Raw genomic sequence first — 25,467 nt, forward strand, 5'->3', positions numbered from 1 at the left:
GCGTGCTGATCCACGATTACTAGCGATTCCAACTTCATGGGCTCGAGTTGCAGAGCCCAATCCGAACTGAGACGGCTTTTTGAGATTTGCGAAGGGTTGCCCCTTAGCGTCCCATTGTCACCGCCATTGTAGCACGTGTGTAGCCCAGCCCGTAAGGGCCATGAGGACTTGACGTCATCCCCACCTTCCTCGCGGCTTATCACCGGCAGTCTCCTTAGAGTGCTCAACTAAATGGTAGCAACTAAGGACGGGGGTTGCGCTCGTTGCGGGACTTAACCCAACATCTCACGACACGAGCTGACGACAGCCATGCAGCACCTGTGTTCCAGGCTCCGAAGAGAAGGTCACATCTCTGCGACCGGTCCTGGACATGTCAAGGGCTGGTAAGGTTCTGCGCGTTGCGTCGAATTAAACCACATGCTCCACCGCTTGTGCGGGCCCCCGTCAATTCCTTTGAGTTTTAATCTTGCGACCGTACTCCCCAGGCGGAATGCTTAAAGCGTTAGCTGCGCCACTAGTGAGTAAACCCACTAACGGCTGGCATTCATCGTTTACGGCGTGGACTACCAGGGTATCTAATCCTGTTTGCTCCCCACGCTTTCGTGCCTCAGCGTCAGTACCGGACCAGTGAGCCGCCTTCGCCACTGGTGTTCTTGCGAATATCTACGAATTTCACCTCTACACTCGCAGTTCCACTCACCTCTTCCGGACTCAAGATCTTCAGTATCAAAGGCAGTTCTGGAGTTGAGCTCCAGGATTTCACCCCTGACTTAAAAACCCGCCTACGCACCCTTTACGCCCAGTGATTCCGAGCAACGCTAGCCCCCTTCGTATTACCGCGGCTGCTGGCACGAAGTTAGCCGGGGCTTATTCTTGCGGTACCGTCATTATCTTCCCGCACAAAAGAGCTTTACAACCCTAGGGCCTTCATCACTCACGCGGCATGGCTGGATCAGGGTTGCCCCCATTGTCCAATATTCCCCACTGCTGCCTCCCGTAGGAGTTTGGGCCGTGTCTCAGTCCCAATGTGGCTGATCATCCTCTCAGACCAGCTACTGATCGTCGCCTTGGTAGGCCATTACCCTACCAACTAGCTAATCAGACGCGGGCCGATCTTTCGGCGATAAATCTTTCCCCGTAAGGGCTTATCCGGTATTAGCACAAGTTTCCCTGTGTTGTTCCGAACCAAAAGGTACGTTCCCACGCGTTACTCACCCGTCTGCCGCTGACGTATTGCTACGCCCGCTCGACTTGCATGTGTTAAGCCTGCCGCCAGCGTTCGCTCTGAGCCAGGATCAAACTCTCAAGTTGGACTTGAACTTTGAACCGGCTGATCACAACGTTTGACGAGGTCCCACCATTATCGACCGAAGTCGATGTGCTGCCTGCGATTCACATCGCTGGCAACGATGGTGTTTCCTTTGAAACGTGTACCGCCGAAGTCTTTCGTCCGGTCTCGATCAGAAAAGCCGAAGCTTTTCATAAGCGAGACCCGCAAGGACTCCGCCGTCCACGTTTCTCTTTCTTCATCTTCACTTGTCAAACAGCCCGGGACCAGGAGGCCCCAACCTTCCAGAGTGGAAGGGTTCCGACACCCTTACCGGCGACGAATGAACTCCAACCGATTTGTGTCGGCTGTTGTGCACTCAACGAGGTGAGGAGCATCAGTGGCGCGTTCGCTCGCCTTGGTCAGTGACCCGGCGGCGCCGCGCTCAGTGGTCGGGTTATAGGCCCCCCCGCCCGGGATTGTCAACGACCATCGTCAACAAATCGTCGCACAGTGAATTGTCGAAAATAATCCAGCGATTCCAGTTAATTAGAAGGCCGCGGAGACGACTGAGCAAAGCGGCTCGGCAAAAAATCTGAAAAAAAGTTTGGCTCCCAGGGGGCCCGGCAGGGGCTCGGAAGGGTTCCGGAGGGGCCCAGGACGGGGACCCCGGAAGCGGCTTGCGGCGCCTCCCCTACCAGGACCCCTGCGCCCGGCCGTTCAGGAAACTTTTTCCATATTAGGCGCCGTACTAGAGCCACAATCCCGCGGCGTTCTGGTATGAGACAAGCTTGAATCGCGGGATGCCAGTGGGGGCTGCCGGCGATTTTCATGGGGTTCAGAGAAGGCGATCTGATGATGACGCGGCCTTCTTCGGACATTCGAAAGACATCGAGAGACCTTCACCTGCCTTGCTGTTCGTAATTTCGGCCGGGCCCTTTATCGGGGCCTCCTGAGCGCGAACATCTGTGCGGCACGGCTTTTCCCGCGATCCCCCTGCAAGAGGGCGACCAGGGCAAGGCACGGAGCGAAGGGTCTCGGGTCGTTGATTGGGGGACTTGGGTTGAACCAGAGGACGTCACGCGGCGCTTACGGGCGTGAGACCGGGATCATCGATCTCGGCCACGAGCCGCCGCTTTCCGTCGATGGTTCCGAGGCCGCCGTCATCGATCGCCGTCGCGTCTCGGTGCAATGGTTCAGCGGCACAATTCTGACCGGACTCTGCGGCGCAGCCCTGATCGGCGGCGCCGTTTTCGCATCTCTGGACGGCGAAATGACCTTCGCCAAGGTGCCGGAGCGGGTCGAAGGCGCGCTGCGTGGTGCGTTCAGCGGTGCCGATCGCGCCGCCACGCTGCACAAGAGCGACCGCCTGCCACCGCCGAACGATTCCACCGCTTCGCGCAACATCGTACGCGTCTCGACGGTCGCCCGCGTCGGCAACCGCGACGTGATGCGCGTACGCCCCTTTGTCCGGATCGCCGGCAACCTGTCGATGACGACGAGCGACCTGTCGGCGAAGATTCCGCCGTTCAACGCGCAACGTCTGCTCACCGACGTCGGCTCCGATCCGAAGACCGCCACCGACGATCCGAACAATCCTGAAGCCGTCGAGCCCGACGCCGAGGTCTCCTTCGTCACCAAGGACCTCTCGCCGGTGCTGCCGAAGGCCAAGATTTCCGCCGTGGTGGCGCTCGACGACATCCTGATGCGGGTGCGCGATGCCGCCAATTGGCGCGGCAATGGCGGGGTTCGCTACGCCTCCCTCGCCAATGCCACCGCCGACATCTCCGGCGCGACCGGCCCGTCCGACATGAAGATGGCCTACGCCACCGAAGTGTCGCCGTCCGATCCCTATGCCGGCTTCGAGACCCGCGTGGTGCCTGAAAACGTCACGCTGCTGCCGAAGACCAAGGAGCAGATCACCGGCGGCAATCCCAACGGCGAACGCGTCCACGTCGTCAAGAAAGGCGACTCGGTCTCCTCCGTGCTGCGCGATCTCGGCGCCACGCCGGACGAAATCAAGTCGATCGCCGCAACGCTCGGCCCCCGCGGCCGCGACGGTGGCCTGAAGGAAGGCGAGAAGCTTCGCATCCTGATGGCGCCCGCAAGCCCTGGTGCCAGGCTGCAGCCCTATCGCGTCGTCGTCGCCAACGACACAATGGTCGAGGCGATCGCGGCGCTGTCCGATCTCGGCAGATACGTCGCGGTCGACGTCTCCAGCATGAACACCGTCGCCGACGCCACGGCCAACGCCAACAGCGACGATGAAGACGATGATGACGGCAGCGGCGTGCGGCTCTATCAGAGCATCTACGAGACCGCGATGCGCAACAAAGTGCCGATGCCGGTCATCGACGACATGATCAAGATCTACTCCTACGACGTCGATTTCCAGCGCAAGGTCGCGCCGGGCGACTCGTTCGACGTGTTCTACGCCGGCGAAGACGAGGGCTCGACGGCGGTCGACAAGAGCGAAGTGCTGTTCGCTTCGCTCACGGTCGGCGGCGAAACCAAGAAATATTATCGCTACCAGAGCCCCGACGACGGCGTCGTCGACTACTATGACGAGACCGGCAAGAGCGCGAAGAAGTTCCTGGTCCGCAAGCCCGTCAACAGCGCCATCATGCGCTCCGGCTTCGGCGGCCGCCGCCATCCGATCCTCGGCTATGTGAAGATGCACACCGGCGTCGACTGGGCCACGACCTACGGCACGCCGATCTTCGCCGCCGGCAACGGCGTGATCGAAAAGGCCCAGCTCGAAGGCGGCTACGGCAAATACGTCCGCATCAAGCACAACAACGGCTACGAGACCGCCTACGGCCACATGTCGGCTTTCGCCAAGGGCATGGAGCCCGGCAAGAAGGTGCGGCAGGGCCAGGTCATCGGCTTCGTCGGTTCGACCGGCCAGTCGACCGGCCCGCACGTTCACTACGAAATCCTGGTCAACGGCCGCTTTGTCGATCCGATGCGCGTAAAGCTCCCGCGCGGCCGCTCCCTGGAAGGGCCGATGCTCGCGGGCTTCGAGAAGGAACGCGACCGGCTCGACGGCATGATGAGCGGGCGGGGCGGCGCCATCGCCCGCATGTCGGACGCCACCGGCGGGCCGTTGCAGGTCAGCAACCGCTAAGCCGGCAATTCCTCACCTTCGTTGAGCCGGGCTAGGACAGGACCTGCGCCCGCACGATCACGAAGACGATCCCGATCGCAGTCAGGCCGAACGACACGGCCATCAACGGCAACAACACGTCGATCGCGGCATGCGAGCCGTGCAGCTCTGCACCCCAGACCTTGAATTCGCCGGCCTCCCAGTCGCGCAGCGAGATCGGTCCGAGGTGCGGTTCATGCGGCATCCGATACCTCCTCCATACCCGCGACAACGTCCACGGCAGCAGGATGGCGACCACGAACAGCAACGTGACGAAGCCTAGCGACAGGCTGACGTCACTACTGCGGTCGAACAGCACCCAGGCCATCAGCGCGAACCAGGCAACGAGGCCGGCAGCGGCCGCGTAGATCTTGGGATGAAGCTGGTCGTAGACAGGATGATTGGAGGCGACGAGATCATGTTTCATGGCGATATCCTGCATGGCAATGAGCAGGCTTCGCCGACGACGATTTTGCTGGCACCTGATCGCAGGATTTGTGACCGGAGGACCCGTAACCGCAGGACTTGGCGGCGAACTTGGCGAACCTGTATTGGGGCAATCCCGGTTCGCGGCGGCAGTTTCATTAAATCGAACGGTAGGGATGGCCAGTTGGACCAGTGGAACTGTTCGGCGAACTTCATGATTAATTGGTGCGAGTCCGCCAAAGAGGAGAACGACCATGCCGCCCCTCTCCCGCGACGACGTCTTCAAGGCCGTCAGCGGAGCTGACGATGTCACGATTGCACAAATCATCGGAACCGGCGCGACCGTCGAGGAACTCGCCGAAGCCCAGGCTTGGCTCACCAATGACGAGCCCATGATCAACGATCTCCGTCCGCTCGCACATGGCCGTGTGCGCGAGCTCGTGGACATACTGTCGGAGCTCGAACAGGACGGGGACGAGGAAGGGCCCGCCTCCCCCGGCTCAGTGCCCCAGTCAGCCAGCCAACAGACCTGACCAAAACAATTCGCCCCGGAGAGGACGATCTCTCCGGGGCGATCTTGCTTGAGACCGGGCGTCCGCGGTCAGTTCAGCTTGCGCTTCGACGCCGGCGCCTCGAACTGGGTGATCTCGGCGGTCTGCGACGCCTTGCCGTTGAACGTCAGCACGTTGCCAGCGGACGAGATCGCAACATGATCGCCGTCCCTGATGTCGCCGCCCAAAATCATCTCGGCGAGCGGATCCTGGACGTAGCGCTGCACCACCCGCTTCAACGGACGAGCGCCGTAAGCTGGGTCCCAACCCTTCGCAGCGAGCCAGTCGCGCCCCGCAGCGTCGAGCGTCAGCACGATCTTGCGATCGGTCAGCAGCTTCTGCAGCCGCGCGAACTGGATCTCGACGATCCTACCCATCTCGCTCCTCTGCAAGCGGTGGAACAGGATGATCTCGTCGACGCGGTTCAGGAACTCGGGGCGGAAATGCCCGCGCACCATCCCCATCACCTGCTCGCGCACGGCAGACGTGTCTTCGCCCTCGGGTTGATTCACCAAATACTCCGAACCGAGGTTCGAGGTCATGATGATCAGCGTGTTGCGGAAATCGACGGTACGTCCCTGACCATCGGTCAGTCGGCCGTCATCGAGCACCTGCAACAGGACGTTGAAAACGTCCGGATGCGCTTTCTCGATCTCGTCGAACAGCACGACCTGATAAGGCCGGCGACGCACCGCTTCGGTGAGCGCGCCGCCCTCGTCATAACCGACATAGCCGGGAGGCGCGCCGATCAGCCGCGAGACCGAATGCTTCTCCATGTATTCGGACATGTCGAGGCGGACCATCGCGGTCTCGTCGTTGAAGAGGTACTCGGCGAGAGCCTTGGTCAGCTCGGTCTTGCCGACGCCGGTCGGCCCCAGGAACATGAACGAGCCGGTCGGCCGGTTCGGGTCCTGCAGGCCTGCGCGCGAGCGGCGCACGGCGGTCGCGACCGCACGCACCGCCTCGGCCTGGCCGACGACGCGCTGTCCGAGCTGCTCCTCCATCTTCAGGAGCTTCTCCTTCTCGCCTTCCAGCATCTTGTCGACGGGCACGCCGGTCCAACGCGAGACCACCTGCGCGATGTGGTTGGCGGTAACAGCCTCCTCCATCATCTCGCCGGAATTCTCCCTGGCCTCGATGTCAGCAAGCTGCTTCTCGAGCTGCGGGATCCGGCCATAGGCCAACTCGCCGGCCTTCTGGAATTCGCCGCGCCGCTGCGCATCGGCCAGATCGACGCGCAGGGCGTCGAGCTCGGATTTCAGCTTCTGGGCGTTGGAGAGCTTGTTCTTCTCCGCGCTCCACCGCGCCGTCAGCGCCGCAGACTTCTCCTCGAGCTCGGCCAGCTCCTTCTGAAGCGTCTCGAGACGGGACTTGGAGCCGAGGTCGCTTTCCTTCTTGAGCGCTTCCTGCTCGATCTTGAGCCGGATGATCTCGCGGTCGAGCGAATCCAGCTCTTCCGGCTTGGAATCGACCTGCATCTTCAGCCGCGCAGCCGCCTCGTCCATGAGGTCGATCGCCTTGTCCGGCAGGAAACGGTCGGTGATGTAGCGGTTGGACAGCGTCGTCGCGGCCACGAGCGCGGAATCGGTGATCCGCACGCCGTGGTGCTGCTCGTACTTGTCCTTGAGGCCGCGCAGGATCGAGATGGTGTCCTCGACCGAGGGTTCGCTGACGAAGATCGGCTGGAAGCGCCGCGCCAGCGCCGCATCCTTCTCGACATGCTTGCGATACTCGTCGAGCGTGGTCGCGCCGATGCAGTGCAACTCGCCACGCGCAAGCGCGGGCTTGAGCAGGTTGGAGGCATCCATCGCGCCATCGCCCTTGCCGGCGCCGATCAGCGTGTGCATCTCGTCGATGAACAGGATGAAATTGCCGTCGCTCGCGGTGACCTCCTGGAGCACGGCCTTGAGCCGCTCCTCGAACTCACCGCGGTATTTTGCACCCGCAATCAGCGAACCGAGGTCGAGCGACAGCAGCTTCTTGTCCTGGAGGCTTTCGGGCACGTCACCATTGACGATGCGCAACGCGAGGCCTTCGGCGATGGCGGTCTTGCCGACGCCGGGCTCGCCGATCAGGACGGGATTGTTCTTGGTCCGGCGCGACAGCACCTGGATGGTGCGGCGGATCTCCTCGTCGCGGCCGATGACCGGGTCGAGCTTGCCGTCGCGCGCAGCCTGGGTCAGGTCGCGGGCATATTTCTTCAGCGCGTCGTAGGCGTTCTCGGCCGTCGCGGAATCCGCGGTGCGACCCTTGCGCAGCGCCTCGATCGCGGCGTTGAGATTTTGCGGAGTGACGCCGCCCTTGGCGAGGATGCTGCCTGCCTCGCTGGTCTTCTCCAGCGTGAGGCCGAGCAAGAGCCGCTCGACGGTGACGAAGCTGTCGCCGGCCTTCTCGCCGGCCTTTTCGGCCGCGTCGAAGGTGCGGGCGAGCTCGGGCGCCAGATAAATCTGGCCGGCACCGCCGCCACTGACCTTCGGCACCTTGTTGAGGGCGTCCTCGGTCGCCTTCAGAATTGCACGGGAATTGCCGCCGGCGCGGTCGATCAGGCCGGACGCCAAGCCCTCATTGTCGTCCAGCAGCACTTTCAGGACGTGCAGGGTCGAAAACTGCTGGTGCCCCTCGCGCACCGCAAGCGACTGCGCGGACTGGACGAAGCCCCTGGAGCGTTCGGTATATTTGTCGATATTCATGTCTTTTCTGTCCCTCGGCCTGCCCCTGGAGCCCTCTAAGGCACCCCAAACGGCATCTTCATTGGGTTTCCGCTTGACGCGTTGACGTTCCTCAACCGACAGCGGTCGTTATCAGCCGACGCTGGCGCCGGCCTGACCCAGATGTGGGAAGCGTGCCCTCGGATCGGAAGTGGTGAGTTCACAATTTCGTGCGCTGATCGACCGACTTGGCGGACGCAGGTCGAATCCCCTAAGTAGGCCCATGAACCTAAGTGCAGAGACAGCCAGCCAGACCGCCGAAATCACCGGCCTGTACCGCTACCCGATCAAGGGCCTGACGCCGGAATCCCTGCCCCGGGTCCCCTTGAGAACCGGCCAGACCCTCCCTTCCGACCGCCGCTACGCCATCGAGAACGGCCCGAGCGGGTTCGACCCGGAGGCTCCGGAGTGGAAGCCGAAAATCCAGTTTCTGATGCTGGCCCGCAATGAGCGGCTGGCCTCCCTGGACAGCCGGTTCGAGGATGCGACCAACAGCCTGACCATCCGCAAGGACGGAGAGATCGTCGCCAGCGGCGATCTCGAAACCGCGGCGGGGCGCGCCGCCATCGAGGGCTATTTCACGGAGAATTTCCAGCCGGAGCTGAAGGGCCCGCCCAAGGTGCTGTCGGGCCGAGGCCACAGCTTTTCCGACGTCGCCCGCAAGGTCGTGTCCATCATCAATCTCAACAGCGTTCGCGCCATCGAGACCATGCTGGGCGATGTCGCCGTCAATCCCCTGCGCTTCCGCGGCAATCTTTATGTGAAGGGCTGGCCGGCCTGGTCCGAGCTCGACCTCGTCGGCCAGACGCTGGCGATCGGGCAGGCCCGGCTGAAAGTGGTCAAGCGCATCGTCCGCTGCCCGGCAACCAACGTCGATCCCGTGACCGCCAAGCGCGATCTCGAGATCCCACCGACGTTGTCGCGCCATCTCGGCCACATGGATTGCGGCATCTATGCCGAGGTGATCGCCGACGGCGAGATCGGCCTGGGTGATACGGTTGCGGTCGAACAGCCGAAGCTCGTGTGAGCGAGCACCGCTGCCGCAACCATCTCCGTCATTGCGAGCGCAGCGAAGCAATCCAGATATCTTTCCGTTGAGACAGTCTGGATTGCTTCGTCGCTTCGCTCCTCGCAATGACGACAGCGACACCTTAGTTCGGCATCACATACGCATAGATCCGGCCGCGCGAGATCGGGGCCTCGCGAACACGGTTGCCGTTATTCCCGGAGATCATGATCGGATTTCCCTGCGCGTCGATGCCGGTGATGATGCCGACATGACCGCCGCCGCGCCGACCCATCACCGCGATCGCACCGACCTGAGGACCGGAGACGCGGGTGCCGTAACGGGCGAACGAACTCGCCATGTCGGAGCCGGTGCCTTGATGACCGGTGTGCTGCAGCACCATGTTCATGAAGCGGGCACACCACAGGCTGCCGCGTCCGGTCGGGTTGCCGCCGATATAACGGCGCGCCTCGGACACGAGGCCCGATCCGCCACCGAAGCCGGCGCCTGCGGCCATGCCGTTGTTGGCCATGCCGCCGACATTGGCATTCGGATTGTAGCTGGCCTGGGTGTCGGCGAATCCGCTCGCCTGCAATTGCGCCGCGCCGCGCTCGAAGCGCGAACTGCGTGCATGATGGCGATAGTGATGATGTCTGGCGTGATGCACGTAAGCGTGCCGCTCTGCGCTATGACGATGATGCGGCCGCGCTGAGGCCGGAGAAACGAACACGGCAACCGCCGCGAAGAAGATCGCCAGCGCGACAACACGACGCGACAGGCGAGACGCAAACAACTCGAACATTACTCATCCTTCGTTGACACCCCCACTTCCAATCGGCCCCATGCGGTGGCCGACATCCGTCTGGCCGTTAAGCCGCCCGATGTGGCGAGAAAAAGACGCCGATGGCGGCGAATAGCTGCGATGATTTTGCGTCAGTGCTGGTGTGAAGCTGCCTCATTGCGGACAACAGCATTAACTGCGATCCTGAAATCACGGCTTGAAGAGAGGGAAACAGTTAATGCCCCATGCCACGACCAGGGACGACGTCCGCATCTATTTCGAAGAAGCGGGCCAGGGAGCGCCAATCATTTTTCTGCACGAGTTCGCGGCCGACCACACCAATTGGGAGCCGCAGATGCGTTACTTCTCGCGCGGCTACCGCTGCATCACCTATTCCGCACGCGGCTACACGCCGTCTGATGTGCCGGCGGGCGAGGTCTACAGCTACAAGCACTTCTACACCGACGCGCTCGCGGTGCTCGATCATCTCAGGATCGAACGCGCGCATCTCGTCGGCCTCTCGATGGGCGCCTACTCAGCGCTCCAGATCGGATTGAACGCGCCGCAGCGCGCGCTGTCGATGACGCTCGCCGGTGTCGGCTCGGGCTCGGAGATCGAGAACCTGGATAATTGGCGCAAGCAGTGCCGTGCCAATGCCGAACAGTTCGAGACGCTGGGCTCCGCCGAGATCGCAAAGGTCACGCGCGAGGCGCCGAGCCGGATTCCCTTCCTGGTGAAGGACCCGCGCGGCCACGCCGATTTCTACGCTGCGCTGGCGCAGCACGATTCCAAGGGTTCGGCCAACACGATGCGCGGTTTTCAAGGCGGCCGTCCCTCGATCTACACCATGACGGATGCGATCAAGGCCGCAGCCACGCCCGCACTGATCATCTGCGGCGATGAGGATGATCCTTGCGTCGGGGCGAGCCTGTTCTTGAAGAAGCATCTGCCGGCCGCGGGGCTCGCGATGTTTCCGAAGTCCGGCCACGTGCTCAATCTGGAGGAGCCCGCGCTGTTCAACGAAAGCGTGGAGCGGTTCGTGACGCTGGTGGAGGCGGGACGGTGGCCGGTGCGGGATGCAAGGTCGTTGGCGGTCGGTTAGGCGTCACTTCCCCTGCCCGCGGCTCAGCAAGAACACGCCCTGCTCGCCGAACAGATTCCACACCCACCACGGCAATCGCAGCCGTAGCGGGCGGCCGTAAAGGTCGAGCGCCTCGGCGCGCTCCATCTTGACGTGGATTTCGTCGCAAAGCTCGACGAAGTCCTTGATGGTGCAGAAATGGATGTTGGCGGTGTCGTACCAGCTGGCCGGCAGATTTTCCGTGCGCGGCATGTGACCGCCGACCAGGAGCTGCAGCCGCATCCGCCAGAAGCCGAAATTGGGGAATGACACGATGGCGCGGCGGCCGATGCGCAGGAGATTCTCCAGCACCACCTTGGGCTGTCGCGTCGCCTGCAGTGTCTGCGACAGGATCACATAGTCGAAGGCGTCGTCCGGATAATTCACGAGATCGGTGTCGGCGTCGCCCTGCACCACCGCGAGGCCTTTTGCCACGCAGCGGTTGACACCCTCGCGCGACAGCTCGATGCCGCGACCGTCGATGCCGCGGGTTTCCAGCAACTGAAGCAGATCGCCGTCGCCGCAGCCGACGTCGAGCACTTTCGAGCCCGGCTTGACCATCTCGGCGACCAGCAGATGGTCGGCGCGAAATGGGCCGGACTGCTCCGCAGCGAGGCCATTGAGCGGCAGCACTTCCTGTACAGACATCGCTAGCCGTCCTCGTCAGTCATTCTTGTTAGTGGTCTTGGTTGTTAGTGGTCTTGCCGGTGAGCCCGCGCGCCTTGCCGGCCGATTGCAGGAAGGCGCGGGAGATGTCGAAGAATTCGGGTACGTCGAGCAGGAAGGCATCGTGGCCGCGATCGGTCTCGATCTCGGCGAACGACACCCGCGCGCTCGACGCGTTCAGCGCGTGCACCAGCGCGCGCGATTCCGAGGTCGGGAACAGCCAGTCGCTGGTGAAGGAGACCACGCAGAAGCGCGTCTCGATTCCAGCGAACGCCTTCGCCAGCACGCCGCCATGGTCGCCGGCGATGTCGAAATAGTCCATCGCGCGCGTGAGATAGAGATAGGAGTTGGCGTCGAAACGCTCGACAAAGGACGAGCCCTGGTAGCGCAGATAGGACTCGACCTGGAAGTCGGCGTCGAACGAGAAGGTCGGCAGCTCGCGATCCTGCATGCGACGGCCGAATTTGCGATGCAGCGCGGCGTCCGAGAGATAGGTGATGTGCGCGGCCATGCGCGCGACCGCGAGGCCGCGATGCGGATGAATGCCCTGATCGGCGTAGGCGCCATTGTGCCAGTCGGGATCGGCCATCACGGCCTGGCGACCGAGCTCGTGGAAGGCGATGTTCTGCGCCGAGTGCCGCGTCGAACAGGCAATCGCCAGCGCGGAGTAGACGCGCTTGGGATAGGCCGCGGTCCATTGCAGCACCTGCATGCCGCCCATCGAGCCGCCGACCACGGCGAACAGCGTGTCGATGCCGAGCCGGTCGATCAGCATCGCCTGCGCGCGCACCATGTCGGGGATGGTGATGACGGGGAAATCCAGGCCCCACACCTTGCCGGTCGCGGGATTGATCGAGGCGGGCCCGGTCGAGCCCATGCAGCCGCCGATCACGTTGGAGCAGATGATGAAGTAGCGGCTGGGATCGAGCGGACGGCCCGGTCCGACCAGGGTGTCCCACCAGCCGGACTTGCCGGTGACCGGGTGCACATTGGCGACGTGCTGATCGCCGGTCAGCGCATGGCAGATCAGCACGGCGTTGGAGCGATCGGCGTTGAGCTCGCCATAGGTCTTGTAGGCGATCTGGAACGGGGTGAGATCGATGCCGCAATCGAGCCGCAGCGGCTGGTCGGCGCCGAACTGCGCGACCTCCGAACTCGGATGATCGACCTCATGCGACCGATCGTCGGCACTGATCGCGGGACTGGGGACAGACTTGACGCCAACCATCTGACCATCGACCTCGTTTGCGATCAGACTTTTGACCGCGATGAAATCAGGCCATAAAAAACCCGGCCTGAACGATAGGTTCGGCCGGGATCGAAAACGTCCCCGGCCTGTTTAGCGAGTTTTTTAACGTGGCTGCAAGCCGGCCGGCTCAAATGACCACGGAACAGGCAAAAACCTACTGGCTTGGGCGCTTTTCGTCAAGTCGCGGTCCGGATGAGCCAAATTCGCCCCAGCGCGGCCAGCCGAAGCGGCCGTCATTTCTCTTTGCTTTCGCCGTCCATCCTGCCTAATCAGAACCTCGCCGCAGCCCTCACAACACCCTGTCAGATATGTCCCAACGTCCGCCCGCGCCACCATCGCTTCAGGAATTGCGCAAGGAGATCGACGCGATCGATGAGGGCATGCATCGCCTGTTGATGCAGCGCGGCGACATCATCGACCGCCTGATCCAGGTGAAGCAGACCCAGGAGGTCGGCTCGGCGTTCCGCCCGGCACGCGAAGCCTCGATGATGCGCGACATCGTGCAACGCCATCGCGGCATCCTGCCGCTCGACACGGTCGAGAGCATCTGGCGCGTCATCATCTCCACCTTCACCTATGTCCAGGCGCCGTTCTCGGTGCATGCCGACATCTCGGTGAGCGAGCCGGCGATGCGCGATTCCGTGCGCTTCCATTTCGGCTTCACGGTTCCCTACGTCGCGCATTTCAGTGCGCAGGCCGCGGTCGAAGCGGTGGCGCAGTCCAAGGGCGATCTGGCGCTGGTCTCGGCGACGTCGAGCCGCACGCCGTGGTGGCTGGAGCTGGAAGCGGACGGCGCGCCGAAGATCATCGCGCGGCTGCCCTTCGTCGAGCGTGCCGACCATCCGGCCGCACTGCCGGTGTTTGCGATCTCGCGCGTCGCCGACAGCGCTGTCGTGACGGAGGTCGAGACCTTCAGCGTGCGCGTATCAGGGTGGAACGCCGAGGTCGCACGGGCGCTGTCGCCGCTCGCCGAGATCGTGGCGGTGCCCGATACCGCCTTCGACGGTGCGGCGCTCCTGGTCTCGGTCACGAGCGCCACCAGCATCGACAAGATCAGGGCTGCCCTGATCGACGCGGGGGCCTCGGTGCGCTCCACGGCCCTCGTCGGCAGCCACGCAACGCGCTATACGGTGCCCCCGATCGGGTCGAAATCGTAGATCGCGAACTGACTTAGCCTATCCGGAGTTGAAGATGTCCCGCCCCGTGCCGAATCCCGGCATTCTCGATATTGCGCCCTACACGCCCGGCAAGAGCCCGGTCGCGGAGCCGGGCCGCAAGGTGTTCAAGCTCTCGGCCAACGAGACGCCGTTCGGACCCTCGCCCAAGGCGATCGAGGCCTTCAGGCACGTCGCGGACCATCTGGAAGACTACCCGGAAGGAACCTCACGCGTGCTGCGCGAAGCGATTGGCCGCTCTTACGGGCTCGATCCCAACCGCATCATCTGCGGCGCCGGCTCGGACGAAATCCTCAATTTGCTCGCCCACACCTATCTCAGCCATGGCGACGAGGCGATCTCGACCACGCACGGCTTCCTGGTCTACCCGATCGCGACCATGGCGGTCGGCGCCAGGAACGTGGTCGCCGCGGAGAAGAACCTGACCTGCGACGTCGACGCCATCCTCGAGGCGGTGACGCCGAAGACGAAGCTGGTCTGGCTCGCCAATCCCAACAATCCGACCGGCACCTACATCCCGTTCGACGAGGTCAAGCGCCTGCGCGCCGGCCTGCCCCCGCACGTGCTGCTGGTGCTGGACGCCGCCTATTGCGACTACGTTTCCCGTAACGATTACGAAATGGGGATCGAGCTGGTCGCCACCACCGAGAATACGGTGGTGACGCACACCTTCTCCAAGATCCACGGCCTTGCCGCGCTGCGCATCGGCTGGATGTTCGGTCCCGAGCACATCATCGACGCGGTCAACCGCATTCGCGGTCCCTTCAACGTGTCGACGCCGGCGATGTATGCCGCGGTGGCCGCGATCGAGGACACCGAACACCAGGCGATGTCGAAGCAGTTCACCGAGACCTGGCGCAACCGGCTCTCCGAGGAGATCACCAAGCTCGGGCTGAAGGTGACGCCAGGCGTCGCCAATTTCGTGCTGATCCACTTCCCGGAAACCGGCAAGACGTCGGACGCGGCCGATGCCTATCTCACCAAGCGCGGCCTCGTGCTGCGCGCGCTGAAGAACTACGGCCTGCACCATGCACTGCGCATGACCATCGGCACCGAGGAGGCCAACCGCCTCGTCGTCGAGGCCTTGCGCGACTTCATGGCCGGCAAATGAGCGTGGACCCACACTTCCAGCGCGTCGCGCTGATCGGTTTCGGTCTGATCGGCGGCTCGATCGCGCGCGCTGCGAAGCTTCAGGGCTTGGCCTCCGAGATCGTCACCACCGCCCGCTCGGAGAAAACGCGCGCGCGGGTGATGGAACTCGGTATCGTCGACCAGGTCGTGGCGACCAATGCGGAAGCGGTGAAGGATGCCGATCTCGTCATCCTCTGCATTCCCGTCGGCGCCTGCGGGCCGGTGGCGCAGGAGATTGCGGCGCATCTGAAGCCCGGTGCCATCATCTCCGACGTCGGCTCGGTCAAGGGTGCAATCGTCAAGGACATGGCGCCGCATCTGCCGAAGAATGTCCATTTCGTGCCGGCGCATCCGGTCGCGGGCACCGAGCATTCGGGTCCGGATTCCGGCTTCGCCGAGCTCTTCATCAACCGCTGGTGCATCTTGACGCCGCCGGAAGGCACCGACGCCGCGGCCACCGCGCATTTGCGCGCCTTCTGGGCCGCGATGGGCGCCAAGGTCGAGGTGATGACGCCGGATCATCATGATCTCGTGCTCGCGATCACCAGCCATCTGCCGCATCTGATCGCCTACACCATCGTCGGGACCGCCGACGAGCTGCAGCAGGTGACGGAATCTGAGGTCATCAAATTCTCGGCCGGCGGGTTCCGCGACTTCACCCGCATCGCGGCCTCCGATCCGACGATGTGGCGCGACGTCTTTCTCGCCAACAAGGACGCGGTGCTGGAGATGCTCGGCACCTTCACCGAGGACCTCGCCAAGCTCACCCGCGCGATCCGTCGCGGTGACGGCGAAGCGCTGTTCGATCATTTCACCCGCACCCGCGCCATCCGCCGCGGCATCGTCGAGATCGGCCAGGATTCGGCCGCTGCAGACTTCGGCCGTCAGCATGGGCAGCTCGACAAGAAGCCCGGCTAACCGCGGTCCTTGACCCCTGCGATGCGGCGCCGGCCGGCAAGACCGGCGCCGATCTGCGTGCAAACGCCCACCATCCAGGTGGCCCCAAACAGAAGATTGCCGGCGGGATCGGACGTCTCGTCGAACACGAAAGCATAGAGCGCGAGCAGGCCGGCTCCGGCGGCGAGGAACGTGCCGATCGCGCTCGCGAGACCGATCGCGGGCGATCGATGTGCCGGCTCCGCCTGAAGCTGTGGCCAGCGCGGGATATCGATCCCCAGATAGGCGCCGATCATTCCGAGCACGACCAGCAAGACAGTGAATTCGACCGTATCGAACCAGGGCAGCTCGGCCCGCATCAGCAAGGCGGCGACGAAGGTGGCGCCGACCGCGCCCGTCATCGCCAGGCCAAGCCGGGCGACGACGTGCGCGAGCCGAAGGATCAGAAGACCGTCGGACAATTGCCGTCCTCTAAAGATTAGAACGGATAGTACCGGATCTGCGTCATGACGATGTTGTCGTCGGTCTTGGGCGCGCCACCGACACCGGCGAAGGCGAACCGCTGCGTATAGGAATACTGCACGCCGGCTTTCAGCGTGCCGTAATTGCCCTGGTAGATGGTGTCGTAGATGCCGGCGGTGATCTGCCGGACTTCCTTGGTGTTGCCGTTACAGGTCGCCGCCGGCGTGTTCTCGGTGAAGCAGCCGGTATTGTTGTAGAGTGGATTGCCGTAGCCGAACGGAGTGGTCCCGACATTGGCGAAATTGGCCTTGGCCTTTTCCAGCCCAGCGTAGCTGTAGACATCGAGGCTCGGCGTCGCGTGCCAGATCAGGCCGACCGCAGCCGCCGTGATCGTCAGCGGCAGCACCGTGCCATCCTGCGCCACCGCCGCATCGGGGAACGGTGTCGCCGTGAAGCGGCCGAGCACGCCATGCGCGCCATAGAGCTGGAGGTCGAGGGTTTTTGGAATCAGCTCGGCAAAGATGTGGCCGCCGAAGCTCCCCGTATCGTAGGTGTGGTTGGCACCATTGAATCGATCGAACAGCTGGCGATACAGCGCCCACGCTTCGACATGCAGCTTGTAGGGCCCGAGCCGCGGATCCCACGCCGCCTTGACGGTGACGTCAGGTACCTGGTTCAAGCTGACATTGTTGAGGTTGTTGAAGAAGCTGCCGCCCGGCCCGGTCAGATTGACCTGGAGATTCGGATTGAGCACGCCTTGCGGGCCGACCGCCGGCGTACCGACCGTCGGCGTATTGCCGCCGAAGAATGCGGTCTGCGGATTTTCGACGGAGGCGGCGAGCTTGAACTCGGGACCGAGATCCTTCCAGACGCGGAGGCCGGGTTGCCGTGCCGCCAGAAATCCCGGAACGGATTCAAAGTCGATCACGCCGGGCGCATCGACACCGCGAGGATCGATGCCCGTCTTGGTCGGCGCGTTGAGCGACCAGGATTGGCCGGCGAGGAAGTGCAGGCCGATGTCGGTCCGATCGAGCTCGAGACTGAGCTGCCGCATCCGCGGATTGAAGGAGTTGGTGGCAACGGAGCTTGCCGTTTGCGCTGCGCCCTCGAAGTCGATTTCGCCATAGCCCGCGAGATGTGTATCGGGATCGGCGTTGCCTTCGGCCAGCACCGAGAACCGGCTCTGGCGTGCGGAGAAGCGCGTCTCCGGGAAGTAGAAATTGTGAGCTTGCTGATAAGGGATGAAATTGAACACCGAGCCGGTGTCGGAGGCGATGTTGCGCGAGCGGTAGATGCCGGTGAGATCGACCCAGCCGCCGAATGTCAGCGTGACGCCCTTGTAGCAGACCTTTCCGCCCGCACATGCCTCGACTGGCAGTGCCTTGTAGGTCCCCGTCATCGGCATGGCTTTGGCCTGCACCGCTTCGACCTGACGCGTCTTACGCGCCTCCGAATCCACCTTCTGCTGCAGCTCCTTCAGCTTCGCCTTCAGCGCCTGTAATTCGGTTGTGACATTGTCGTCGGCACGCGCCTGTCCTGAACAGGCAGCGAGTAGTCCCAGCATCAGTCCGCAGTTGATGATCCGCACGTAAGCCTCCCTCCACTGGGGAAGCAGGTGCTGTTGGTTGCGCCCCCGGCGCGTGCATGCTTCCCTGGTGTGGAGTGATGCGAATGGGCGAGCTGTTATTCTCGGCGAGGCGCATCTTCTGCATCACGTTTTCCTGACGATCATGTTCGGAATATTTTCGCTGCTCGACCGATCCGCGCACGATTGCTGCGCTCACGATGCAGCGCGCATTGGGCCCGGCCGGGACATGGCCGGGCCCAACTCCGCGACGCGCAAAGTCTCAAGGGGGATGGCGGCTATTGACCCTTGGTCGCGCGGATCACCGTGGGGCGCGGTGATTTCACAGAAGGCACGTAAGCCATCGTATCGCGCGTCGCGGGGCTCGCGAGATTGCGGTCGCCGTTCGGATACCGGGATTCGTGGGCGGCCGGCTCCTGCGACCGCCACTGCGCGAACGCAGGCGTCGCGCCTGCGGTCGAGATGGCGAGGGCGGCAACGAACAGCCTGGAGGTCGTCATGGTATTCTCTCCTGCCTCGGCGGCCCGCTTCATTGGGCAGCTGACATGGAGAAAGACCGGGCGTTGCGGCTCCGCATTCCCGGCGAACGATCACGATCCGGCGAAGAGACCGTGACGTCGCCAGTGAGAGCAACGACCGCTAATACAGCGGCGGAATCTGGCCGACCGTGACCGGGCCGAGCAGCACGGCACCGTCGACGAATTTCAGCGGGAAGCTGCGGGCCTTCTTGCCCTCGAGTGTGCTCTCGGTGCCGATCGAATTGATGCCGGCGGCAACGCCGGCGTTGGCGTTCTGCTTGATGACCTTGCCGAGGCCGGGAACGGCGCGGTCGAGCGCCCCGAAGAGATTGTTGAGATCCTTTGACTTCACGCCGGGCGCGACGCGATCGAGCGTTGCCTGCGGCACGCCCTCTTCCAGCATCTTCTCGATGCCGAGCGCCGGGATGACGCGCTCGAGACCGGTCACGGTCATCTGCAATTCGCCGTCCAGTCGGCCATTGGCCGAGAGGCCCAGCGTGCCGGCCGCGACCGCAATCATTTCGCCCTGCTGGATCCGCGACTGCACGATCTCGATATGACCGCCGGCGGCCTGGATCTCGCGGAAGCGTTGCGGCCAGGGTTTTGGGGTGAGATCGGAGAGCCCGGTGATCTTCGCGCGCGTGTCGGCTTCGAACGGCTCGGCGAGCAAGGGATGAACGCCCTGGATGCTGCCCTGCGCGACCTGAAGCACGGTCTCGATCACGGGGTGATCGGCCGGCGATCCGTCCGCGATGCGCCCATGCAGCTCAACCTGCTTGGCGCGCGCGAGCGGCACCTGCATCGAACCATCGAGACGATTGATGGTGGGATCATCGAAAACGATGGAGGCGCGTTCCGGGATGGCCGGCAAGCCGACGACGCTGCTGCGGCCCTTGCTCCAGTTCACCACGAAGGTATTTTGCGTGACGCCATCGGTCAGCGTTGCGGGCGCGGAAAACTCGGCGATTACGTGTTTTGGATCGTAGACCTGCGCCAGAACCAGAATGTTGTCGAGCTTGGCCGTGAACGGCGTCTTGCTCGCATTCTGCGAGACCAGCGCGACGCTGGCGCCGGAGCACTGGACCTCGAAGCGGAACGGGAAGCCGGCAATCGAGCGCTTGGCACAGTCATAGATCCGGCCCGCCTTGGCCTCCTGCGCGCGCCAGGCGTCGGCCGCGACCTCGGCCTGCGAGGCCGCATAGAACCAGAAGCCGCTCCAGGCGGCCGCAAGGATCAAGAGGAGGACGGGGGCAATGAAGAGCCCCCAACGGGAGCGCCGGCCTGCGGCAACGGTCATATCGGACATGCGGCGACCCTTTGGCCCCAGATTTTGTCAAATGTAAGCGAGGTTTGACCACGACGAAAGGCGGAGAAATCACTTCGCTTGGGGGCCCGGGTCTGCTAAAGCGCGACCCGATTTGTGAAAATCGCATCGCGCTTTAGCTCCTTGTTCGAGCATGATCTTTTCGGAAAACCGCTTCACACTTTTCCGGATCATGCTGTAGCCGTGCCCGAAATGTCGGAAACCACCCTTACCACCGTCACGTCAGCCAAGGGCGACCTCTGGGTGTTCGGCTACGGATCGCTGATGTGGCGGCCGGGCTTCGAATTCGAGGAACGCGTCCCTGCCCGGCTGGTCGGCGAGCATCGCGCGCTCTGCGTCTATTCCTTCGTGCATCGCGGCACGCCGGAGCAGCCGGGCCTGGTGCTTGGGCTCGACCGCGGCGGCGCCTGCCGCGGCATCGCCTTTCGCGTCGCTGAAAAGAACCGTACCGACGTGGTCGCCTATTTGCGGGCGCGCGAGCAGGTGACGTCGGTCTATCGCGAGGTGATGCGCTCGGTGTGGCTGGAGAACGAGGCGCGTGAACGCGTCTCCGCGCTCGCCTATGTCGTCGACCGCGGCCATGTGCAGTACGCGGGCCGGCTGTCGCTCGCCGACCAGCACCGCCATGTGCTGCAGGGTCACGGCCAGTCCGGCGCCAACCGCGACTACGTGACGGCGACCGTGAAGGCGATCGAGGCCGAAGGTTTTCGCGACACACAATTGCATCAACTCGCGACGATGCTGCATGGCGCGCACGCGCCGGCTCCCGCAGAAGATCGAGAGAACCGCTAGCTCTCCGAGGGAGCGTAGCTCGGCGCGCGGCCGATCAATCGCTCCTGCTCCTCGCGGCCCGCTTCGACGATGCGAGCGGTCGCATCCTCGATCGCCGTCTGAACGCGCGTGAGAAATTCATCCTTGGGCAGGCCCGGCGGCAGCGGATCGAGGAACTCCACCACCAGCGTTCCGGGATAGCGCATGAAAGTTCGGCGGGGCCAGAACAGGCCGGAATTGAGCGCGATCGGCAGGCACTGCACGCCGCAGGACGAGTAGATCTGCGCAAAGCCGGTCTTGTAGTCCGGCGGTGCCCCCGGCGCACGGCGCGTGCCTTCCGGAAAGATCACGAGCTGGCCGCCCCCGCGCACCGCCTCGCGCGCGCGGCGCGTCATGTCCAGCAGCGCCTTGACGCCGGCATTGCGGTCGATCGCGATCATCCCGGTCTTGACCAGGAACTGACCGAACACCGGAATCTGCATCAGCTGGCGCTTGAGGATGAAGATCGGGCGATGAAAGAAGCCCGGCAACACGAACGTTTCCCAGAACGACTGGTGCTTCGCCACGATCACCAGCGGTCCCTGCGGGATCTTGTCGACGCCGCGGAATTCCACCTTGATGTTGCAGACCACGCGCATCAGGAAAACCGTCGCCTTCGCCCACCATTTCGCGACCGTCAGCATGGCGCGCGGCGGCAATGCGAAGGTCGGGAGCGCCGCGATCGCAAGGCACACCAGCACGGCGTAGAACAGCACGTTGAAGACGAGCGAGCGCAGGAAAATCAGGAACATCGATAATCCGATCAATTGGCCTGCGCGGTGGCGGGCCGCCGGGATTGCAGACCCGCAGGCTGCTCCGACATCTCGGGGGAAAGGTCAATCCCGAAATCTTCCAGCCGCACCCTGAGCTCGGCCGCGATGTACTTGACATATTCGGACAACAGCAGCCGCAGCGTCGAGGCCGAGGTCCACCACGGCTCATCTCGCCATTTGTCGCCGACCACGACGAACGGGATCAGCGCGGTCTCCGGCATCGCATGCGAGAATTCCACCAACGCGCGCGGCATGTGATAGTTCGAGGTGACCACAATCAGTGATTTGAAGCCGCGCCCCTCGGCCCAGCGCCGCGCCTCCGCCGCGTTGCCGCGGGTCGTGAGCGCGGTGCGGTCGAGATCGACGCAGCAGGTCATGAAGGACTGGTTCTCCGGCAGCGTCCGGGAGATGTCGCTTGCGGTCGAGGTCGGATGCACGCCCGAGATCAGGAGCCTCTTGCCGTAACCAGCCGCCAGCAGTTCCATCGCATCCGACACCCGTGAGGAGCCGCCGGTCAGCACCACGATGCCGTCAGCCTTGCGATTCGGCGCGATCTCGGCGCCGCGCAATTGCGACAGGAACGCGACGAAGCCTGCCACCGCGCCGACGAAAACGAACGCAACCGTCGAAACGACGGTCGCGCGGAGCCAGCCGCGCGGCAGTTTCGGCGATGGATCGTCGGTCGGCGAGGTCATGTGATGTCGGTGATCCCTTCCCCGGATTATTTTAGGACGTTTTGAGGCGAAGTGGAGTCCGGTTTATCGGGCTCAATCCACGTCATTCAGCGTCGCGAACAGGGTCTGGCGCGAGGCGACCGCTGTGATCGCGCCGATCAGGACGGCCTGCACCGCGAGCACGACATAGCCGGAGGACCGCAACGAGAAGGTGCCGAGCAGGGCCGCAAACTGGTCGCCGACCGGGGTGCCGGAGAACCAGCCGGCGATCGACTCGGAGAAGCCGAACAGCAGCATGGCGACGCCGCCGCCGATGACGCCGCCTTCGAGGCCGAGCCTGAGGAAGTGCCGAAGGAAATGATTGGCAATGTAGCGATCGCCGGCGCCGACGAAATGCAGAACCTCGACGATCGGGCGGTTGGCCGCCATCGCGCCGCGGGTTGCGAACGAGACCGAGATGATGGTCGCCACGATGACGAGTGCGAGGATGCCGATGCCGGCGAACACAGTGGCATTGGTCATCGAGCGCATCCGCTCGATCCAGGCGCGATGATCGTCGACGCTGGCGCTTGGCGCCACCTGCGTCACGCGGGCGCGCAAGGCGCCGAGATCGAGCGCCGTGCCAGGCTGCACGCGCGCGATGATCATGCGCGGCACCGGCAAATCGTCCATCGAGAGGCCGGTGCCGAGCCAGGGCTCGAGCAGCTTGCCGCTCTCCTCCTTAGTGAACGGCTTGACCTCGACGATGCCGGCCTGCGCGCGCATCGCCTCGGTGACGGCAGCGGTGTCGCGCTCGATGTCGCGTCCGGATTGCGGACGAACCTGGATGGTGATCTCGCTCGCGACATCGGACTGCCATTCCGCGGCCGAAGCGCTGACCAGCAGCACGGTGCCCGTCGTCATCGAGGCGAGGAAGGTCATGATGGCGACGACGGCGACCAGCGCGCGGCCATGGATCGAGGCGCGCGGCACGATCGGCGACATGTTGCGCGCCCTGGCCGGAAGCTGCGGACGTTCCTGTCCGAGATCGACCAATACGCCGCGCTCGTCGGTTCTACTCATAGACGTGCAGCCGGCCCTGATGCAGCACGAAGCGGCGCGCTTCGTACTGGTCCATCAGCGCGATGTCGTGGGTTGCGATAATGACGGCGGTCCCGGATTTGTTGAGCTCGATGAAGAGCCGCAACAGTCGGCGCCCGAGCGTCGGATCGACGCTGCCGGTCGGCTCGTCCGCGAGCAGCAGCTGCGGCCGCGAGATCACCGCCCGCGCGATCGCCGCGCGCTGCTTCTCGCCGCCAGACAGGATCGGCGGCAGCGCATCCATGCGGTCGCCGAGGCCGACCCAGCGCAAGAGGTCGATGACCTCCTTGCGATAGCTGGATTCGCTGCGGCCCATGACGCGGAACGGCAGCGCCACGTTCTCGTAGGTCGTCATGTGGTCGAGCAGGCGGAAATCCTGGAGCACGATGCCGATGCGCTTGCGCAAATCGGCGATCTCGTCCTTGCCGAGCTGCGAGATGTCGTGGCCGAACAGATTGACGAGGCCGCGCGTCGGCCGATGCGACAGGAACAACAGACGCAGCAATGACGTCTTGCCGGCGCCGGACGGCCCGGTGAGGAATTGGAAGGAATGCGCCGGGATCTGGAAACTGAGGTCGCGCAGGATCTCCGGCCCCAGACCGTAGCGTAATCCGACATTTTCGAACCGAACCAAGCTCAGCTCCGTTCGAGAGGTGACGCAGGCGCATTGCCAGCGAGGCTTCGCCGCATGCGACCAAGGGGTTTTGCGACCGTTATGGTTTCCGGTTCGTTAACGGTCGCCCTGTAGCATCCCAGGCAATATCTTTGGCGCGCCCGGTTCCGCGCGACAAGGTCATCGTCGAGGCCGTCCATGCATATCGTCTGCCCCCATTGTACGACATCCTACGCCATCAAGCTTGCGAGCCTTGGGGCCAACGGGCGGACGGTTCGCTGCTCCCGCTGCAAGGAAACCTGGATGGCGCATCCCGAAGATGCCATCGAGGAGGCGTCCGTGCCGGCCATGGCCACAGCCAGCCAGGCCGACGACCAGTCCGATCTCGCCGAGCAGTGGAACTCCTACGCCAAGGACGACGCGGCTGCCGAAACTCCGGTGGTCGAAAGCCCCTCGATTGCCAGCGACTGGCCGACCGAGGATGCTGCCGAGCCCGAGGACGAGTGGTCGGCCGCGGCCCGAGCCGCCGAGGACGAAGTCGTCGGCGCGCAGCACCAATCCTGGTTCAGCGGCCTGTTCAGCCGCCGTGGGGCAAAGGTGAGCCGCCCGGCACCAGCCGTGGTTCGGCGGAAATCCTATTACGGCCTGCCGACCACCTGCGCCGCCATGGGCGCGCTGGTGCTGGCGCTGGTGATCTGGCGCGGCGACATGGTTCGCCTGCTGCCGCAGACCGCGGCCTTCTACAAGATGGTCGGCCTGGAGGTGAACCTGCGCGGGCTCGCCTTCAAGGACGTCAAGCTCTCGACCGAGACCGTGGACGGTAAGCAGGTGCTGGTGATCGAGGGCGTGATCGTCGGCCAGGGCAAGAAGCCGCTCGATATCCCGCGGCTGCGCTTTGCGGTGCGCGACGCCCAGGGCGCCGAGATCTACGCCTGGAATTCGGTGCTGGAGCGGACCGTGCTGCAACCCGGCGAGCGCGCCTTCTTCCGATCGCGCTTGGCCTCACCGCCGCCGGAAGGCCGCAATATCGACGTTCGCTTCTTCAACCGGCGCGACATTGCCGGCGGCAGCGTATAATCAGCCTGTAGAGTCCCGCACGGGAAGGTTCGTCCCATGCCGAAAGTTCTGATTGCAGACGACGAGGATTCGATGCGCCAGCTGGTGGCGCGCGCCATCGCCATGGATGGCCACGAGACCGTCACCGCACAGGACGGCGCCGAGGCGCTGGAGATCCTGACCCGCGAGGACGGCGCGTTCGATCTGTTGCTCACCGACATCCAGATGCCCGTCATGGACGGCATTGCACTCGCGCTCTCCGCCGCGCGTGACTTTCCCCGGCTGACCATCTTGCTGATGACCGGCTTTGCCGACCAGCGCGAGCGCGCGTCGAACCTCAATGCGCTGGTGCATGACGTAGTCACAAAACCGTTCTCGGTCGCGGATATCCGCACGGCGGTGGCGGATGCGCTGGCGGCGAAGAGAGGGTAGCGGGCCTGTCGCCACAAC

At 63.8% G+C, this 25,467-nt stretch carries 23 protein-coding genes, 1 rRNA gene and 1 riboswitch (1 of these 25 cut by a window edge); of the genes, 10 read left to right on the forward strand and 14 right to left on the reverse strand.

Annotated features, from left to right (window positions below; all coding sequences use genetic code 11):
• Positions 1–1,311: ribosomal RNA gene (locus tag K3F49_RS30030) — 16S ribosomal RNA — on the reverse strand; it reaches 178 nt to the left of the window's first position.
• Positions 1,312–2,330: 1,019 nt separating this feature from the next.
• Here K3F49_RS30030 and K3F49_RS30035 point away from each other — a divergent pair.
• Positions 2,331–4,394: a M23 family metallopeptidase gene (locus K3F49_RS30035; protein WP_234684506.1), complete on the forward strand. Its 2,064-nt coding sequence runs from the start codon at positions 2,331–2,333 to the stop codon at positions 4,392–4,394.
• Between the two features lie 31 nt (positions 4,395–4,425).
• Here K3F49_RS30035 and K3F49_RS30040 read toward each other — a convergent pair whose 3' ends face one another.
• On the reverse strand, positions 4,426–4,839 hold the full coding sequence (locus tag K3F49_RS30040) for a hypothetical protein (RefSeq protein WP_234684507.1): 414 nt from the start codon (positions 4,837–4,839) through the stop codon (positions 4,426–4,428).
• A 253-nt stretch (positions 4,840–5,092) separates the two neighbouring features.
• Here K3F49_RS30040 and K3F49_RS30045 point away from each other — a divergent pair, with 253 nt between their 5' ends.
• The gene (locus tag K3F49_RS30045; protein ID WP_234684508.1) at positions 5,093–5,371 is read left to right on the forward strand and encodes a hypothetical protein; all 279 of its coding nucleotides are present in this window, start codon (positions 5,093–5,095) and stop codon (positions 5,369–5,371) included.
• 68 nt (positions 5,372–5,439) lie between these two features.
• Here the strand turns inward: K3F49_RS30045 and clpB are convergent, their stop codons facing one another.
• Entirely contained in the window at positions 5,440–8,079 is a 2,640-nt protein-coding gene (clpB, locus tag K3F49_RS30050; RefSeq protein ID WP_234684509.1) for an ATP-dependent chaperone ClpB, read from the reverse strand.
• Positions 8,080–8,320: 241 nt separating this feature from the next.
• On the opposite strand from clpB, the gene K3F49_RS30055 reads away from it, so the two are divergent.
• Complete coding sequence (locus K3F49_RS30055) at positions 8,321–9,124, forward strand: MOSC domain-containing protein (RefSeq protein WP_234684510.1); 804 nt, start codon at positions 8,321–8,323, stop codon at positions 9,122–9,124.
• 124 nt (positions 9,125–9,248) lie between these two features.
• Here the strand turns inward: K3F49_RS30055 and K3F49_RS30060 are convergent, their stop codons facing one another.
• Entirely contained in the window at positions 9,249–9,905 is a 657-nt protein-coding gene (locus tag K3F49_RS30060) for an NlpC/P60 family protein (protein WP_234684511.1), read from the reverse strand.
• A gap of 217 nt (positions 9,906–10,122) precedes the next feature.
• Here K3F49_RS30060 and K3F49_RS30065 point away from each other — a divergent pair, with 217 nt between their 5' ends.
• Entirely contained in the window at positions 10,123–10,986 is an 864-nt protein-coding gene (locus tag K3F49_RS30065; protein WP_234684512.1) for an alpha/beta fold hydrolase, read from the forward strand.
• A 3-nt stretch (positions 10,987–10,989) separates the two neighbouring features.
• Here K3F49_RS30065 and metW read toward each other — a convergent pair whose 3' ends face one another.
• Positions 10,990–11,652 (reverse strand): methionine biosynthesis protein MetW, encoded by a 663-nt coding sequence (gene metW / locus K3F49_RS30070; RefSeq protein WP_234684513.1) that lies wholly within the window; start codon positions 11,650–11,652, stop codon positions 10,990–10,992.
• A 28-nt stretch (positions 11,653–11,680) separates the two neighbouring features.
• Entirely contained in the window at positions 11,681–12,898 is a 1,218-nt protein-coding gene (gene metX, locus K3F49_RS30075; RefSeq protein WP_234684514.1) for a homoserine O-acetyltransferase MetX, read from the reverse strand.
• Positions 12,899–12,988: 90 nt separating this feature from the next.
• A riboswitch (SAM riboswitch) is annotated at positions 12,989–13,068 on the reverse strand.
• A 159-nt stretch (positions 13,069–13,227) separates the two neighbouring features.
• Between metX and K3F49_RS30080 the strand changes: the two genes are divergently transcribed.
• Genes K3F49_RS30080 through K3F49_RS30090 form a run of 3 tightly spaced genes read left to right on the forward strand, consistent with a single transcriptional unit; the run spans position 13,228 to position 16,143 of the window.
• On the forward strand, positions 13,228–14,076 hold the full coding sequence (locus tag K3F49_RS30080; RefSeq protein ID WP_234684515.1) for a chorismate mutase: 849 nt from the start codon (positions 13,228–13,230) through the stop codon (positions 14,074–14,076).
• Between the two features lie 34 nt (positions 14,077–14,110).
• Positions 14,111–15,205 carry a histidinol-phosphate transaminase gene (gene hisC / locus K3F49_RS30085; protein ID WP_234684516.1) on the forward strand — a complete coding sequence of 365 codons (1,095 nt, stop codon included), beginning with the start codon at positions 14,111–14,113 and terminating at the stop codon, positions 15,203–15,205.
• Positions 15,202–16,143 carry a prephenate/arogenate dehydrogenase family protein gene (locus K3F49_RS30090; protein ID WP_234684517.1) on the forward strand — a complete coding sequence of 314 codons (942 nt, stop codon included), beginning with the start codon at positions 15,202–15,204 and terminating at the stop codon, positions 16,141–16,143. The genes hisC and K3F49_RS30090 overlap by 4 nt, the downstream gene beginning before the upstream one ends.
• On the opposite strand, the gene K3F49_RS30095 is transcribed toward K3F49_RS30090, so the two are convergent.
• From K3F49_RS30095 to K3F49_RS30110, 4 genes are all read right to left on the reverse strand, one after another.
• Complete coding sequence (locus K3F49_RS30095; protein WP_234684518.1) at positions 16,140–16,583, reverse strand: hypothetical protein; 444 nt, start codon at positions 16,581–16,583, stop codon at positions 16,140–16,142. The two genes, K3F49_RS30090 and K3F49_RS30095, sit on opposite strands and share 4 nt — an antisense overlap.
• 17 nt (positions 16,584–16,600) lie before the next feature.
• On the reverse strand, positions 16,601–18,172 hold the full coding sequence (locus K3F49_RS30100; RefSeq protein ID WP_234684519.1) for a hypothetical protein: 1,572 nt from the start codon (positions 18,170–18,172) through the stop codon (positions 16,601–16,603).
• A gap of 275 nt (positions 18,173–18,447) precedes the next feature.
• Entirely contained in the window at positions 18,448–18,669 is a 222-nt protein-coding gene (locus K3F49_RS30105; RefSeq protein ID WP_234684520.1) for a hypothetical protein, read from the reverse strand.
• Positions 18,670–18,808: 139 nt separating this feature from the next.
• Positions 18,809–19,993, reverse strand: a complete 1,185-nt coding sequence (locus K3F49_RS30110) for a DUF2125 domain-containing protein (RefSeq protein WP_234684521.1) — start codon at positions 19,991–19,993, stop codon at positions 18,809–18,811.
• Positions 19,994–20,203: 210 nt separating this feature from the next.
• Between K3F49_RS30110 and K3F49_RS30115 the strand changes: the two genes are divergently transcribed.
• Positions 20,204–20,803 (forward strand): gamma-glutamylcyclotransferase, encoded by a 600-nt coding sequence (locus K3F49_RS30115; protein ID WP_234684522.1) that lies wholly within the window; start codon positions 20,204–20,206, stop codon positions 20,801–20,803.
• Here K3F49_RS30115 and K3F49_RS30120 read toward each other — a convergent pair.
• From K3F49_RS30120 to ftsE, 4 genes are all read right to left on the reverse strand, one after another.
• The gene (locus K3F49_RS30120) at positions 20,800–21,573 is read right to left on the reverse strand and encodes a lysophospholipid acyltransferase family protein (protein ID WP_234684523.1); all 774 of its coding nucleotides are present in this window, start codon (positions 21,571–21,573) and stop codon (positions 20,800–20,802) included. The genes K3F49_RS30115 and K3F49_RS30120 overlap by 4 nt on opposite strands.
• An 11-nt stretch (positions 21,574–21,584) precedes the next feature.
• Positions 21,585–22,289: a YdcF family protein gene (locus K3F49_RS30125; RefSeq protein WP_234684524.1), complete on the reverse strand. Its 705-nt coding sequence runs from the start codon at positions 22,287–22,289 to the stop codon at positions 21,585–21,587.
• A gap of 72 nt (positions 22,290–22,361) precedes the next feature.
• Positions 22,362–23,330: a cell division protein FtsX gene (locus K3F49_RS30130; RefSeq protein ID WP_234684525.1), complete on the reverse strand. Its 969-nt coding sequence runs from the start codon at positions 23,328–23,330 to the stop codon at positions 22,362–22,364.
• Positions 23,323–23,982, reverse strand: a complete 660-nt coding sequence (gene ftsE / locus K3F49_RS30135; RefSeq protein ID WP_128954174.1) for a cell division ATP-binding protein FtsE — start codon at positions 23,980–23,982, stop codon at positions 23,323–23,325. The genes K3F49_RS30130 and ftsE overlap by 8 nt, the downstream gene beginning before the upstream one ends.
• A 177-nt stretch (positions 23,983–24,159) precedes the next feature.
• Between ftsE and K3F49_RS30140 the strand changes: the two genes are divergently transcribed.
• Complete coding sequence (locus tag K3F49_RS30140; RefSeq protein WP_234684526.1) at positions 24,160–25,038, forward strand: MJ0042-type zinc finger domain-containing protein; 879 nt, start codon at positions 24,160–24,162, stop codon at positions 25,036–25,038.
• A 36-nt stretch (positions 25,039–25,074) separates the two neighbouring features.
• Positions 25,075–25,449 carry a response regulator gene (locus tag K3F49_RS30145; protein WP_234684527.1) on the forward strand — a complete coding sequence of 125 codons (375 nt, stop codon included), beginning with the start codon at positions 25,075–25,077 and terminating at the stop codon, positions 25,447–25,449.
• Positions 25,450–25,467 lie beyond the last annotated feature (18 nt).

The organism is Bradyrhizobium monzae (assembly GCF_021458635.1).
GTDB lineage: Bacteria > Pseudomonadota > Alphaproteobacteria > Rhizobiales > Xanthobacteraceae > Bradyrhizobium.

Excerpts from the sequence above, each read along its gene's own strand:
- K3F49_RS30125 (WP_234684524.1), bottom strand. The coding sequence starts at position 22,289 with ATGACCTCGCCGACCGACGATCCATCGCCGAAACTGCCGCGCGGCTGG.
- hisC (WP_234684516.1), top strand. The coding sequence starts at position 14,111 with ATGTCCCGCCCCGTGCCGAATCCCGGCATTCTCGATATTGCGCCCTAC.
- K3F49_RS30055 (WP_234684510.1), top strand. The coding sequence starts at position 8,321 with ATGAACCTAAGTGCAGAGACAGCCAGCCAGACCGCCGAAATCACCGGC.
- K3F49_RS30105 (WP_234684520.1), bottom strand. The coding sequence starts at position 18,669 with ATGACGACCTCCAGGCTGTTCGTTGCCGCCCTCGCCATCTCGACCGCA.
- K3F49_RS30115 (WP_234684522.1), top strand. The coding sequence starts at position 20,204 with ATGTCGGAAACCACCCTTACCACCGTCACGTCAGCCAAGGGCGACCTC.
- K3F49_RS30140 (WP_234684526.1), top strand. The coding sequence starts at position 24,160 with ATGCATATCGTCTGCCCCCATTGTACGACATCCTACGCCATCAAGCTT.
- metW (WP_234684513.1), bottom strand. The coding sequence starts at position 11,652 with ATGTCTGTACAGGAAGTGCTGCCGCTCAATGGCCTCGCTGCGGAGCAG.
- K3F49_RS30145 (WP_234684527.1), top strand. The coding sequence starts at position 25,075 with ATGCCGAAAGTTCTGATTGCAGACGACGAGGATTCGATGCGCCAGCTG.
- K3F49_RS30110 (WP_234684521.1), bottom strand. The coding sequence starts at position 19,993 with ATGTCCGATATGACCGTTGCCGCAGGCCGGCGCTCCCGTTGGGGGCTC.
- K3F49_RS30065 (WP_234684512.1), top strand. The coding sequence starts at position 10,123 with ATGCCCCATGCCACGACCAGGGACGACGTCCGCATCTATTTCGAAGAA.
- K3F49_RS30090 (WP_234684517.1), top strand. The coding sequence starts at position 15,202 with ATGAGCGTGGACCCACACTTCCAGCGCGTCGCGCTGATCGGTTTCGGT.
- K3F49_RS30045 (WP_234684508.1), top strand. The coding sequence starts at position 5,093 with ATGCCGCCCCTCTCCCGCGACGACGTCTTCAAGGCCGTCAGCGGAGCT.
- K3F49_RS30120 (WP_234684523.1), bottom strand. The coding sequence starts at position 21,573 with ATGTTCCTGATTTTCCTGCGCTCGCTCGTCTTCAACGTGCTGTTCTAC.
- K3F49_RS30060 (WP_234684511.1), bottom strand. The coding sequence starts at position 9,905 with ATGTTCGAGTTGTTTGCGTCTCGCCTGTCGCGTCGTGTTGTCGCGCTG.
- K3F49_RS30130 (WP_234684525.1), bottom strand. The coding sequence starts at position 23,330 with ATGAGTAGAACCGACGAGCGCGGCGTATTGGTCGATCTCGGACAGGAA.
- clpB (WP_234684509.1), bottom strand. The coding sequence starts at position 8,079 with ATGAATATCGACAAATATACCGAACGCTCCAGGGGCTTCGTCCAGTCC.
- K3F49_RS30080 (WP_234684515.1), top strand. The coding sequence starts at position 13,228 with ATGTCCCAACGTCCGCCCGCGCCACCATCGCTTCAGGAATTGCGCAAG.
- K3F49_RS30040 (WP_234684507.1), bottom strand. The coding sequence starts at position 4,839 with ATGAAACATGATCTCGTCGCCTCCAATCATCCTGTCTACGACCAGCTT.
- metX (WP_234684514.1), bottom strand. The coding sequence starts at position 12,898 with ATGGTTGGCGTCAAGTCTGTCCCCAGTCCCGCGATCAGTGCCGACGAT.